15 protein-coding genes are annotated in these 12,575 nt (G+C 37.9%); 1 reads left to right on the forward strand and 14 read right to left on the reverse strand.

What is annotated here, in order from left to right:
• Window positions 1-55: 55 nt before the first annotated feature.
• Both ACWGXJ_RS17375 and ACWGXJ_RS17380 read right to left on the reverse strand, forming a co-directional pair.
• Window positions 56-511, reverse strand: a complete 456-nt coding sequence (locus tag ACWGXJ_RS17375; protein ID WP_069292004.1) for an NUDIX hydrolase — start codon at window positions 509-511, stop codon at window positions 56-58.
• A 105-nt stretch (window positions 512-616) separates the two neighbouring features.
• Complete coding sequence (locus tag ACWGXJ_RS17380) at window positions 617-841, reverse strand: helix-turn-helix domain-containing protein (protein WP_061829674.1); 225 nt, start codon at window positions 839-841, stop codon at window positions 617-619.
• A gap of 153 nt (window positions 842-994) precedes the next feature.
• On the opposite strand from ACWGXJ_RS17380, the gene ACWGXJ_RS17385 reads away from it, so the two are divergent.
• Entirely contained in the window at window positions 995-1,282 is a 288-nt protein-coding gene (locus ACWGXJ_RS17385; RefSeq protein WP_341163552.1) for a DUF6809 family protein, read from the forward strand.
• 103 nt (window positions 1,283-1,385) lie between these two features.
• Here ACWGXJ_RS17385 and ACWGXJ_RS17390 read toward each other — a convergent pair.
• The 12 genes from ACWGXJ_RS17390 to ACWGXJ_RS17445 form a co-directional block, all read right to left on the reverse strand.
• A protein-coding gene (locus ACWGXJ_RS17390) for an IS1182 family transposase (RefSeq protein ID WP_452567247.1) occupies window positions 1,386-2,746 on the reverse strand; the annotation gives its coding sequence in 2 pieces (ribosomal slippage) (window positions 1,386-2,188 and window positions 2,188-2,746; 1,362 coding nt in all).
• 329 nt (window positions 2,747-3,075) lie between these two features.
• Window positions 3,076-3,822, reverse strand: a complete 747-nt coding sequence (locus tag ACWGXJ_RS17395) for a class I SAM-dependent methyltransferase (RefSeq protein WP_061829672.1) — start codon at window positions 3,820-3,822, stop codon at window positions 3,076-3,078.
• Between the two features lie 311 nt (window positions 3,823-4,133).
• Complete coding sequence (locus tag ACWGXJ_RS17400) at window positions 4,134-4,622, reverse strand: hypothetical protein (RefSeq protein WP_452567248.1); 489 nt, start codon at window positions 4,620-4,622, stop codon at window positions 4,134-4,136.
• Between the two features lie 330 nt (window positions 4,623-4,952).
• Window positions 4,953-5,600, reverse strand: a complete 648-nt coding sequence (locus ACWGXJ_RS17405) for a hypothetical protein (RefSeq protein ID WP_452567249.1) — start codon at window positions 5,598-5,600, stop codon at window positions 4,953-4,955.
• Between the two features lie 361 nt (window positions 5,601-5,961).
• Window positions 5,962-6,336: a DinB family protein gene (locus tag ACWGXJ_RS17410; protein ID WP_452567250.1), complete on the reverse strand. Its 375-nt coding sequence runs from the start codon at window positions 6,334-6,336 to the stop codon at window positions 5,962-5,964.
• Between the two features lie 265 nt (window positions 6,337-6,601).
• Entirely contained in the window at window positions 6,602-7,033 is a 432-nt protein-coding gene (locus tag ACWGXJ_RS17415) for an NUDIX domain-containing protein (protein ID WP_452567251.1), read from the reverse strand.
• 337 nt (window positions 7,034-7,370) lie between these two features.
• Window positions 7,371-7,847, reverse strand: a complete 477-nt coding sequence (locus ACWGXJ_RS17420) for a GNAT family N-acetyltransferase (protein WP_452567252.1) — start codon at window positions 7,845-7,847, stop codon at window positions 7,371-7,373.
• 312 nt (window positions 7,848-8,159) lie between these two features.
• On the reverse strand, window positions 8,160-8,819 hold the full coding sequence (locus ACWGXJ_RS17425; RefSeq protein WP_061829666.1) for a hypothetical protein: 660 nt from the start codon (window positions 8,817-8,819) through the stop codon (window positions 8,160-8,162).
• Between the two features lie 247 nt (window positions 8,820-9,066).
• Window positions 9,067-10,002, reverse strand: a complete 936-nt coding sequence (locus ACWGXJ_RS17430; protein WP_452567253.1) for a hypothetical protein — start codon at window positions 10,000-10,002, stop codon at window positions 9,067-9,069.
• A 369-nt stretch (window positions 10,003-10,371) separates the two neighbouring features.
• Entirely contained in the window at window positions 10,372-11,373 is a 1,002-nt protein-coding gene (locus tag ACWGXJ_RS17435) for a hypothetical protein (protein ID WP_061829664.1), read from the reverse strand.
• Window positions 11,374-11,596: 223 nt separating this feature from the next.
• A complete protein-coding gene (locus ACWGXJ_RS17440; RefSeq protein ID WP_061829663.1) occupies window positions 11,597-12,094 on the reverse strand; it encodes a hypothetical protein in 498 nt (165 codons plus the stop codon).
• Between the two features lie 202 nt (window positions 12,095-12,296).
• Complete coding sequence (locus ACWGXJ_RS17445) at window positions 12,297-12,500, reverse strand: helix-turn-helix domain-containing protein (protein ID WP_010345194.1); 204 nt, start codon at window positions 12,498-12,500, stop codon at window positions 12,297-12,299.
• Between the last annotated feature and the right edge of the window lie 75 nt (window positions 12,501-12,575).

Consider the following 12,575-nt stretch of genomic DNA (forward strand, 5'->3'; position numbering starts at 1 on the left):
ACAGCCCTTTGTTAGGTGATGTCAGGGACATCCTCGATTTACTAAAAAAATGTTTTCATGATCTTACTTCATTTAAAAATCTTGTTATTATCGGTAGGTCGGGAGGACTTATTTGATTAGGTATCTTGTTTAAATCAAAAAATCGTATATCTTGTACTTCAGCTTCATCACCTTTCATTATTCCACTGTATTCTTTACATATATAAGCTGCAACTACGTTATATACTTCATCTCCATGAGGATATCGATAGTAAAGTTCCGGGCCTGAAAATATATCAAGTAATTCTAACTCTTCAGCTTCTAAGCCTACCTCTTCAAAAAGTTCCCGGCTTGCAACCTCCTTCATATTCTCACCAGGCTCCATTGAACCTCCTGGTAATCCCCATAGACCATTGTCAGTTCTCTGTTGCAATAATAATCGTCCCTCATCATCTATGAGAATCACACATGCTCCTGCCATAATTATAGGTCGGGTACCTACTAACTCTCTTAATTCTCTTATGTAATTCAATATCTTCACGCCCCTTTGAGATCCTCCAACAGACCAAGGCTCCGTTAGGAGCCACTGCTAGAATTTGACGTTATACGACGGATTCACTTCTTGAGTCTGCCCTCACTATTGATGGTCTCCAGGTAGATATTCAATCAAATCAGATAATTTACAGTTAAATGTATCGCAAAGCTTGAATAAAGTTTCCAGCTTTGTTGTTTCTATATTTATTTCCCTATATAGCTTATTGATTGAATTCCGACTCAATCCCGATTTCGCCATCAGTTCTGTTATATCATCTATTCGATGTTCTGCCATGAGTTCCCTTATATTGCACTTGATTACGGTCATCTTTTCCCCTCCATAATTCTATCTTATCTCCCATATCAGTAATCATCAACGAAAAGCAAAGATTTAACTCTACAAAGTCAAATATTCACCTTGTAATTAACTCTATAAGGTTATGTAATAACTCTATGAAATTAATTAAAGGAGGAAAAACATATGATTAATACATTAGAATCATTGACAGAGCCACTTATAAGAATACGTTTAGAATTACTCTTTGCTGAGCTTCTGGAGTACCATACGGAGTACAATCAGCTTTCTTCGGAGACAGATCGATACTTTAGAACACTTAGTGAAGCGTTACCCGATCAACTTCAACATACGGTTTTTCTGTACGAAGATGCTCAAATTTCTCTCCAATCCATCTTAGAAAGAAGCATCTACATACAAGGTTTCAAAGACGCTCTACAACTCTTTAGCGAATTGAAAAATTCTAACATCTAGAGGATCATATGATCCTCTCAGATTGTCGAGAAACCCCGTCTTTTGAGACGTGGGTTTCTTTTTCTTTACATCATAAGGCTCTGGTCTCTGGAGAAATAGGGGGTTACCCCTGTTTCTCCAGGCGATCCAGGTGGATCGCCATCTTCTTCATGTTCTGCACGGCTGCCGTCATAAGGGCTTGTTCCCTGACGTTTGGTAGACCGCGCAAACGGCAATAGCGAAACCCATGGAGCTCTTTGGCATCCGCGAAGCTTCGCTCAATCGTCTCTTTTCGTTTGCGGTACAGCCGTTTCCCGGATGGGCTTAGCCGGTTGCTCCGTACCCACTCTTTGCTGTCTTCCCAGACATGCCGAGTCACCACTTTGCGGTGGTTTCGAGACTGGGTACACTGGTCTAGCAGTGGGCAATGCTGGCACTGAGCTGGGTCAGAGGCATACTGCCGGTATCCCTTACGGTCCGTCGTTCGGTAGGGCAGTTCCTGTTGGGCTGGGCATCTATACACATTGCGTTTGGCATCGTATTCAAACTTCCATTTCGGAAACAGCCCTTGTCTGGGATGGAATCTTCGGTGAGCAATCACGGCAAAAATCTTTCGGTTTTGCAAACCTCGGCAAATCGGCGTCGTTAAATAACCTGAATCTAGCGCAACAGCTTCTACTTGAAAACCAAAGCGTTCTCTTTGTCGATCCAAACGGGACAAATAGGGGACAGAATCATGTACATTCCCCGGCGTCACATGCACATCCGTAATCAGATTGTACTTCATATCCACTGTGCGGTGGTCCAGATAGAAGAAGCCTTCAGGCTTGCCATCACGGATCATATAGCCGCTGTCCGGGTCTGTTTTGCTCACTTTAATTTCTTTTTCTTCGTTCACTTCCTCTCGGGATTTCAAGGCTTTTTTTCGTGGTTTTTCCGGTCCTCCTTCACTGCTTCGTTAAGCTCGTCCATATAGTCTTTGGTATTCTGCAACACTTGTTCTTTGGTGTACTGGTGCCTGTTAGCATTGGCTTTGACGTGTGTGGAATCGGTAACGAGAACACGCCCACCCACCATTCGGTGAGAGATCGCCTGCAGCACAATTTCATCGAAGATATCTTGAAAGATCGTGGTGTCTTTAAAGCGAGTGCGACGATTCCAGCTAATCGTCGTATGGTCTGGAACTTTATCCGTTAAACCCAGCCCCAGGAACCAGCGATAAGCCAGGTTCGTCTGAATTTCACGCTCGAGTTGCCGTTCTGAGCGAATGCCATAGAAATAACCGAGAAAGATCATTTTAAACAACACGGTAGGATCAATGGCAGGACGCCCGTTGTCCGCACAATACAGCGGGCTTACCTTCTCATGAATAAAGGAGAAGTCTATATATGTATCCACTTTACGAAGCAGATGATCTTGTGGTACCAGTTCTTCCAGAGAAACCAATTCAAAAGATTGTTGTTTGTCTTGATGAGGTCGCAGCATATCAACACCGTCCGTTCTACAATAGTTACCTATATTATATAACATTAACGCGGTGTCGTCTTAAATAAAATGAACATAAAAAAAGCTGTCGAGACTTTCTCGACAGCCTGAGAGGATCATATGATCCTCTTTTCTGTTGTTTGATTCTGTCGTTTAACGTTCCCGTATTCACGACGCCCAGCGAATGCTGGGTGTGTCCGGCTGTCCCCGCTTCCCCGAAATCCTCCTGCCGGACCGAGGGCGTATGCCCGATGCGTGAATATAATGTTATCTGATGTCAGCCCTCCTTAGAGCCACTAACTCACTTATTTTGGGCTTCTTCAGTAATTTTAAAGTTTTCTTGCTTTGATAACAAAGGTTACAGGAAACATCTTCGCTCTTTTTACGAAATCATTATTTTTATCGTGCAATTGTATGATTTCATTCTCGGTTTCTTCAATCATTTGTTCAATAACAAACCCTGCTTTCGCCAACGCATTTATATAGGTTGATAGTTTACGGTCAGATAAGGTTAGCGCGCCTTGACAAAAATCAGGAGATACCGAATACCAAGATTCATCGAAATAACACTTGTTAAAAGCAAATCTATTATTTTCTTCAACAACACATTTGTGTATAGGATGAGACCAACTGAAAATAAAAACGCAGTCTTTTTTTAAATAAGAAGCAATTCGACAAAAAGTGCCTTCTAGGTCGGTTGTCCAGCCTATGGTGTAAATCGAATAAACAAAGTCAAAATAATCTACAGGTATGTCACATTCTTCTTCCATGGGAGAACAGATCAATTTTGCCGAAAGACCACACGCCGTCAAATGTTGTTTTGCCTTCTCAATTTGTTTTTCTGATATATCCATCCCCCATAGTTCAGATGCTTTTCGATCCCCCTGATATTGCAAGGATTGACCATTTCCACAGCCTATCTCTAACATCTTTTTTCCTGAGACATCGCCAAAAAGTTGGCATTTTTCTTCTGAGACAAATGCTCCATAAAAAGGAAGTACGATTGCTCCTAAAAAGTCATTTCCTTTTGTATCCCAATAGAAGCTGTTTGTTTCATAAACACTATGCTTGTTCATCCTGTGACCTCCTCTAATATAAATTTTGTTCGCTGCTCAGGTGTTTACCTATTAGTCATTTATTAGGTTTAGTTAATTTATCTGAAATAAAGTAAGCAGCAATAAATGAAAGAATAAAATTAGTTGTAACATTATCTGGTGTCCATCCAAAGGTGTTCACCTCATTACTTAAGTGTCTATGATTTAGCTGATTTCAGATAACGTTCTTGTATTCATGACCCAGCGCATGCTGGATGTCCGGCGACTGCCGGACCGAGGACGAATGTCCGATGCATGAATATTATGTTATCTGCTGTTTCTCTCTTCTTTGACTAAACAGTAAGCAAGTCTTTTAACGACCATTCATTATCATTTCCGTCTTTTGAAACAAACCAAATATGAGTGTATTTTTCTGGCTTGTATATTGCATTTTTATTTCTAAGAAAATCACTCATTCCGAATATAGGAGAAGCGTTCCTAATTAAAAGCGCTATTGGATATGCAGCATCATACTTCTCTATCTTTTTTTCCTTCTGTTTCAGTAGTTCATTAAGAACCTGCATATAGCTTGCTGAATTTTCTAATCCATGCATTTCCTCAGCCGATCTTCCAAATAACATTTTAGCTTCGGCGGCATCGTAGAATAGGTGAGTTACTTCTAGACCTACTAATCCATCTTTTATGCTCTTTAAGATATAATCTGGACGCTCACGTCTCTCTATTACTTCTAAGTGATCTTCGCGATTTAAATTATATAAATCTACAAAGTTGCTAATGGCAGCTTCTTCTAAGGCAGATTTTTCATCATCATGATTTTTCATTACTTCTCCCTCCCTAAATGTATTTGAGAAATTGCAGATAACGTTCTCGCATTCACGACGTTCAAGCGGCTTAAGGCACGTAGTGCCGGGTGGCTCTGCCACTTAGCCGGTAAATGTGTCCGGTGACTCCGAAATCCCTCTCCCGGACCAAGGGTCGAGCTTGTCTCGACCCGCTGCGTTGAATGCAATGTTATAAGATGTTGGCGCCTTCTTCGATTTCTCTATCTAGATCCTTTGATGCTTCAATTATTACTGAGTCTAATTTATTCAACCACTCGGTGTATTCTTGAGAGTCTGCTTCCATAGGTTCCTTTCTCAATTCCTTACATTTCAATAATGTTCCTTCCAATCAGAGGTAATATGTCTTAGTCCCCAATCAGCAGCTTGGCTTTTTGAAAATATTATTTCCTCACGTAACCAACCTATGAATTTTGCAGCTAATAGCAACCAATCTATTGAATGTAAACTTCCACCCTTGCCATGTTCCTTCATACATAGAGAAAATTCTATAAGAAATCCTTTTATTTCTTCCTTTGTGATCTCAGGAAAAATATGTTCCTGTAAATCCCCGTATATTAAAAGTCCTTGTTTCTTAATTGAATACATTGTGAATGTATCGAGTTGATTCTTCTCCCACATCCGTTCTCCTCTCGTTCCCCACCACAATGCTCGTCCCTGTTCGCCGAAAATCAACTTATATGGTAAAAATGCACCTTCCAACATATCGGTATATAGATCTACCAATACATTTCTATATATGACCCTCTGTTCATTCAATCTCGTGATCTCTTCCATAGTAATATTCTCAGAAAGCAAAACTAAAAAATCCAAATCTCCATAACCAGGACTCAAATCGTTATGTAACGATGAACCATATATGTAAACACTAGTTAATTTATCCCCGAATATAGCTCGTATATCCTGAATGAAAATACGAAGAGTTTCTTGAAGTTTTTCATCTTTAAAGTGTTTCTTCAATGTGTCATCTCTCCTTTGGTTTTTTAACGTTTTGCGCCATTTTCTTATAACGTTTCTGTATTCATGAACCCTAAAGGGGTTGTCTGCTGAAATTCCTCTCCGAAACCCTTCTCACAGACCCAGGCTCCAAAGGAGCCGCAGCTTGAATATTATGTTATGCGTTGTTACTGCCATCTTTGAACTCCTTACAATTACCCTCTTTCTTATATGTCTTTCTATTTCTCTCTTCTTATTAGGTTTTCGATTTGGGATGCATGGTGTTTGTTGTGCCAAATAAATCTTTGTATAGCTGTCTCTAATGTAATTATTCCTAATACTTCAGTCTGTATAGTCCGTTTATAGTCTTCTATACTAAGTTCATTCAGCAACACCAAAAGCGATGATGCAATACTTCAATAAGTGATAGCGAATTCTCTACGGGCAACTTCTTGTAATCAATTAATTCTCCCCACAGATCTTCTCTATATGTATTTGCTAATGGATTATTTTCAGTTAATCCTCTTTTAAATCTTAGGTACGCATTCATATCATTATCAGCTAAGTGATGTATGACCTGCCTTACTGTCCAACCATTCGGCCGATACGGAGTCTCCAATTGGTATTGTTCGAGACCACTCAGCAATGTATTTAATCGCTTAATTAGTTCAGGAATTTGTTTAATAAGATTTATTATTTCATCATTTGAAAGATTGTTTTTGGGTTGAAATTGACCAATCGGATATTTGATTTGATCCATTGCATTTCTCCTTTCTTCTTTAGAATTGTAGTAATTACGCGTAACGTTCTTGTATTCACGACGTCCCACCACCTTAAGCCCGAAGGGCGGCCGCGATGCGGTTAGGTGGTCCGGATGTGTCGGGCCGAATATGCTTCCCGCTACTGAGATGCCTCTGCGAATAACATCGTACTTCTGCCGGACCGAGGGCCGGATGGACCGAAGCTTGAATATGGTGTTATACGCTGCCCTTGCCCTCTTAAGTGACTATCATATTGTTCTTTATTCATTCTATTACGAGGTAATTATCAATGTGTTGATCTTTAAATACGGTTTTATTGTTCGTTACTGCATCTATCAATCTTTCTACTGTAAAATTTGAAATCGGTCTTGGTAAATTATCAATATCAAAAAATCCATATTCATCTATTTCTTTATTATCAACTTCTATGCGACCAACATATCCATCTGACTTAAAAGTATAAATGTATCCATTCCGATGAGACATAAAATAGATACCTGATAAATCCATTTCATTGGCTTCAATATTGACTTCTTCCTTCAGTTCTCTTCTTGCACCATCCCATACTGATTCCCCTTCTTCTACTACTCCGCCTGGTACAGACCATTGTTTCTTTCCATATGTTTGATGAACCAATAGCACTCTATTATGCTCATCAATAATGATAATTCCTGAGGCATCATGGGATCGCTTCATTTTGTACCTCTTTCCTTTTATTTACTCTAGCAAGGGTTGCGTATAACGTTCCTGTATTCACGAACCCAGCACTGCCTTAAGGTAGTGCTGGGTTGTCGCATAGATTCACTTCTTTGCCACTGAATTATCTACATAGTGAAATTGCTTCAATGACTTCGGGCAACCAAGGGGCGGCGCAGCCGACCCACAGCGTGAATACTTTGTTATCTGATTGACCGGTCCCACTTCTTCAAATAGAGACAGGACCTCGGCCCACATGATATTTATCTAATTTCCGATTTACCCACCGATCATTTACTGATTCAGTACACAAGGGTGGTTTGAATTTTCCCATATATTAGTTCTCAAGTATTTTTTCCATTATCACATTTCCATCATTGTCCTCAACTACTTTATATTTTAGTTTATTATATAGATTGTAGGCTGGTTCATTGAATTTAAATACACTAAGTCTGAGTTTTCTAATTCCTTTATCTTTGGCATTCTTCTCAATCAATTTCATAGTTTTAAATCCATATCCCTTATTTCTGTAATTTTGCATAACCAAAAAATCACAAATGAATCCTGATGTATTCTCTTTTTCACACCAAATAAAACCAATTTTTTCTAAACTATGATTTATCATTACATATAAGAAATTATTTTTTGTTGATAAACCCATCGGAAGTAGTTCATTGAATTCTTTTTCAGCACATTTATAAGCATCTTTATCGCTACTCATTTTAGATTTGATTAAATCTTTTGCATAGTCATTAACAGACCACTCTTTAAATTGTTCAAATTCCTTTTCTGACATATTTCGAATCTTTATCATTTATTAACCCCTATTCATTTAAATTTGAATTCCTTGTTCCTATTTTTCTACAAAACATGTTTGAGTTGTACAAAAAGAAAATCCTCTAAATAATTTTGTACATCAGGCAACAGGACGTTGCAAACGAATTACTTTCAAAGTTTTTGGGGCCGATCTTTCAGATAACGTTTGTGTATCTACGAACCCTCACCACCTTAAGGACCGTAGGTCCGGCCGCGATGCGGTTAGGTGGTGCAGGGTTGTCTGGTGAATAGGCTTCCTCGAAATCCCTCTTGCAGACCAAGGCCGTCAGGCCGCAGCGTATATACGATGTTAACTGATGTTGCGGCCTCCTTCGAAATAATCAATACTCTGGTCTTTAAATAGTTCTTTCAATTCCCTTGATGTTTCACTAATAAAGATCTTAATAATTTCTGCTTTAAAATAGATAGGTGCTATATGAGGTTCATTCTTTAGATCTTGCAGCCATCTCACCTTACTATCCCTATACTGATTGACTTCAAGCTGCGTAATGTAAGGATTTATTGTATAGCCCTTGGCTTTTAAGAGTTTTGTAAACAGTTTTTCAGTACTTTCCATTGATCTTAAGAGATCAAATTCTACTTGGCTAACTTCAAGGTTATATGTCTTTCTAATATCATTCTTTTCGCCTTTGTAGTTTTTCTCAAAATCGAAATAGACGGTATCTGTCCACCTTAAATCTGTATAAATATGTGAAAAGTAACCTATAACAAAGTCCTTCCATTCTGGCCCCGCTTGCTTCAGTAAATATTCCTTGCACTTCTCCATGATCAATTCCTTGGCTGGTAATTTATCGTTATGTACGAGATGAGTCACACCTTTTTCTTCCCTGGATACCTTCCCTCTCATATGAATCGCATCCGGAGCAATACTGCCTAATAAAAAATTGGGTGAGGGGTCATTAATAGAAAGGTTTTCTGAGATTGCAAAGTGTACCATAGGCCAAGGCAAATTAATTCCTCCTTTGATATTTCCTTCAATCATGAACTTGCCGGAATTTCAATTAACGTTCCCGCATTCACGACGTTCAAGCAGCTTAAGGACCGTAGGTCCGGGTGGCTCTGCCACTTAGCTGGTTGAATATGTCCGGTGAATTGACCTCCCTGAAATGCCCCTTCCGGACCATGGGTCGAGCTTGTCTCGGCCCGCAGCGTTGAATGCGATGTTAGGCGATGCTCTCGACTTCTTCAAAATACCTTCAATTTATATTGTTAATTATATAATTCAGTGCCTTCAAATGTGTTTTTGATAAACCGTTTTTGTTCTTTAGTTTTTCAATTGTCTCACTCTCACTATGCATCGGTCTTTGAAGCTCACTTCTAGCGCTCACATAGTCTCCACTAATATAAAAATTACATGTTACAATACTTGCATTATTCGCTAGAACATAATCAATTATCTTTAACAATTTTTCAGGATTCCTTGTTATTGTTTTAAAAGAATCAGTAAAGAAGATTGGATAACCTTCGCTTATTGCTTTAAGCACATTTGACAAATAAGGGTCAATATTAGGATCCATACCACTCAAGACTACTGTATTCTCCTTAAAATATTGGTCAATTCTTAATAAATTATCAGATTTCTGTTTCGAATTCTTAACTATGCTTTTGTTAGTCTTGTCATCAATAATCGAATATTTCTTATTTTGAAAAACGATTTTTCCTAATTCTTTTATAATGCCCCATGCTAGTGGATATGAAGACATTAGCTTACCGTAAACATCATTATCAGTAATAACACTTTTTGAGACTGTACTAATATCAATACAACAGAAATACTTTATTGCATCAGAGGTAAACTTTCTGATATCTCGTTCAGCAATAATTGTCTTCTGCAGCCCCATTAACTTTGCGGCTTCATTAGTGCTCGCAAGATCCTCTATTAGACTATTTCTAATAGTCAATACAACAAGACATCGAATTTCTATGTCTTCAGGAGGCTGATAATAATGTGCTTCCTCAACACTCGTAACTAACAACGCTCTTCTATTATCACAATTATTCCAGTTATTAAATAAAGACAAGAGCCGGGTCTTTATATCAAGTCCTACTCTTTCAATGATGTCTTTATTCATTTCATATTGTTCAAATCGTGGGAACAATACATTCTGTAGATAGTTATCAATAACTTCCATGTAATTCACTCTTTCAGTTAATATTTTTGAGAGTTTCGCCTAACATTCCTGTATTCATGAACCCCGAAGGGTTGTCTGCTGAAATGCTTCCCTGAAATCCTTTCTCGCAAACCAAGGCTCCAAAGGAGCCGCTGCTTGAATACTATGTTAGGCGATGCTAACGGCATCTTCGAATAAATTTACCAGTTCTTCGTAAGTCTTTTTATTCTTTCTTTGACAAAATTCACAAGTACCTTGATTCAAATCCGATGATAATTTCAGTTAGCTTGCGGAGAATAGCCTTTTATTTGTTTTTTGATCGTTTCTATAAAAACCTTCAACAATTTCTCCTAACGCTCTTTAACAACACGGACTCGAGCGAGTGCGGTACTAATAATGCCATTCTGACGTCCCATAATGTTCCATGGACATTCTAATTAATTCATTCCAAAAATCTTCCAAATCACTAAATAGACGGTTTGTGTTTACTAATTCAATCAATTGTGAAATATAACTACTAAAGCTCAGTTCATCTGCATTGAAGGACTTCATAAATCTCAATTTATCTATTTCGCTATCAGTAATACCGAGTTTTTTGACTTCTTCTACCGTTTCGAAAACATGACTAACCCAAAGCAGGGAATAGAACGATTTATACATACTCCTCCCTTTGATATTGGATTTTATTAATATTTCTCTGTAAATTTTCCTGATTGCGTCGAATATATATGCCGAATCAGGTAACTCATCTATTTCTTTTCTGACATACTTCGAAGTTTGAATATATCCACCCTCTACATCAATTACATTAGAAGGTCGGTATATAGCTCTGTCTCTTACATAACAAAGCTTTTCATAAAGCCCTTTAATACTTTCATTTGGTTTATTTTCATCAGCAAATATAAAGTTGTTATAAAGTATTCTAAATACCTCATCCAATTTTTCACTTTCTTCTCTTAAACAATCACAATATTCTTTAACGTCAGTATGTGTTATCAGTGTTGAAAGGTCTTGTTCAAGTAATTTAAACTCATTCCATACATTTGGTAATTCGGAGGGATCTGATAAATCATTAAAATTGACTCCAAGATTTACAATACCGTTCGAGCATAACCTTTTGGGAACTTTTAAGTTAAAACGCTCATCTAATAACATTAACGAAATAAATAAATGATACACCGAGTAGTAAGTCAAAACTGCCCTACTAATTCTTAATCCCCCAGCACTCTCTACATCTTTAACTGATTCAAGTGCCCTTAATTCTGATAAACCAATAAGACTTTTATGAAATGAAAGTGCAGAACATGAGCACAAATAAACCATATTGGTGATATTAGTTCTATCCAAATAATTGAATTTCCCACTTTGTATATATGTAAGTTCTTCTTTCATTTACCTGTCTCCTTATATAACGTTTTGGTCTTCTAAAATCTATCTAACAAATCTCACAGCTTTTATACCAGCCATCTTCTCATTTTTATAGTTTTTCAAGAGTTTCGCCTAACGTTTCTGTATTCACGACCCAGCATATGCTGGGTGTCCGGCGCATGCCGGGCCAAGGACGAATGTCCGCAGCGTGAATATTATGTTATGTGATGTCTGCTTCTTCTTCGAACTACTTAGACAGCTTGTTTGATTTCTTTGCCATGCTTTTAAACTCTTCATATTTCTCTTTAGCAGCTTTAATTTTACTTTCCACTACATAAGGAGCATCATCTGAAAAACTGGGTAGTTTCTCATTTATGTAATCGTATAATGATTTTTTCTCAGCAGTCGTCGGAATTATCGGCGCAACAGGTATAGGTAGTGGCTTATCTTCTACTTCTATTCCTTCATGCAAATCAGCCATCCCAAAAGAAAGAAAATTATGAATAGCTCTTTTTCTATCTTCTTCTGTCTGTTTATAATTTCCGTCTGAATCTAAATGGAATCTATCAAATTCCACCATAAGTAGTTTATGCGGCTTCCTGTCTTTATTCCTGTAATATAAGATCACTTCAAGTACTTCCTCACCTGCTAATTGAGGAACAGATTTATGCTTATGATCTTTAGGTCGGGCGATCTTTATAACTTTGCCTGCACGAGATACAAATAAATATCTGCTTTGAATCATCTATCTCACTCTTTCTCTCTTATTTAAGCTGATTTCACATAACGTTTCTGTATTCATGAACCCCGTAGGGGTTGTCTGCTGAAATGCCTCTCCGAAATCCTTCCCGCAGACCAAGGCTCCAAAGGAGCCGCTGCTTGAATATTATGTTATACGATGGAATCACTTCTACGATTAACCAACATTCATTCTTGATTCTAATCTGTCATTGTTCTGCTATATGTTCCAATAAATCTCCTGGCTGACAACCTAAAGCCGCACATAATTTATCAATCACTTCTAACGATACATATTCGTTTGTATTGAGTTTCGCCATTGTAGCAGACGAAATACCCGTCATTTTCAATAAATCCTGCTTCTTAATCTCCCTGTCGATCAATAATTTTTGAAAAGGCTTATAACTAATCATCTGATATTCCTTTCATACATCAAGTGAATTTTTCTTTAATTATATGAAAGTATATTTTCTTTATCAAAAACATCT

The sequence above is a fragment of the Paenibacillus sp. S33 genome, from assembly GCF_053615415.1.

Excerpts from the sequence above, each read along its gene's own strand:
- ACWGXJ_RS17430 (WP_452567253.1), bottom strand. The coding sequence starts at position 10,002 with ATGGAAGTTATTGATAACTATCTACAGAATGTATTGTTCCCACGATTT.
- ACWGXJ_RS17440 (WP_061829663.1), bottom strand. The coding sequence starts at position 12,094 with ATGATTCAAAGCAGATATTTATTTGTATCTCGTGCAGGCAAAGTTATA.
- ACWGXJ_RS17385 (WP_341163552.1), top strand. The coding sequence starts at position 995 with ATGATTAATACATTAGAATCATTGACAGAGCCACTTATAAGAATACGT.
- ACWGXJ_RS17410 (WP_452567250.1), bottom strand. The coding sequence starts at position 6,336 with ATGGATCAAATCAAATATCCGATTGGTCAATTTCAACCCAAAAACAAT.
- ACWGXJ_RS17380 (WP_061829674.1), bottom strand. The coding sequence starts at position 841 with ATGACCGTAATCAAGTGCAATATAAGGGAACTCATGGCAGAACATCGA.
- ACWGXJ_RS17400 (WP_452567248.1), bottom strand. The coding sequence starts at position 4,622 with ATGAAAAATCATGATGATGAAAAATCTGCCTTAGAAGAAGCTGCCATT.
- ACWGXJ_RS17445 (WP_010345194.1), bottom strand. The coding sequence starts at position 12,500 with ATGATTAGTTATAAGCCTTTTCAAAAATTATTGATCGACAGGGAGATT.
- ACWGXJ_RS17420 (WP_452567252.1), bottom strand. The coding sequence starts at position 7,847 with ATGATAAAGATTCGAAATATGTCAGAAAAGGAATTTGAACAATTTAAA.
- ACWGXJ_RS17395 (WP_061829672.1), bottom strand. The coding sequence starts at position 3,822 with ATGAACAAGCATAGTGTTTATGAAACAAACAGCTTCTATTGGGATACA.
- ACWGXJ_RS17415 (WP_452567251.1), bottom strand. The coding sequence starts at position 7,033 with ATGAAGCGATCCCATGATGCCTCAGGAATTATCATTATTGATGAGCAT.
- ACWGXJ_RS17435 (WP_061829664.1), bottom strand. The coding sequence starts at position 11,373 with ATGAAAGAAGAACTTACATATATACAAAGTGGGAAATTCAATTATTTG.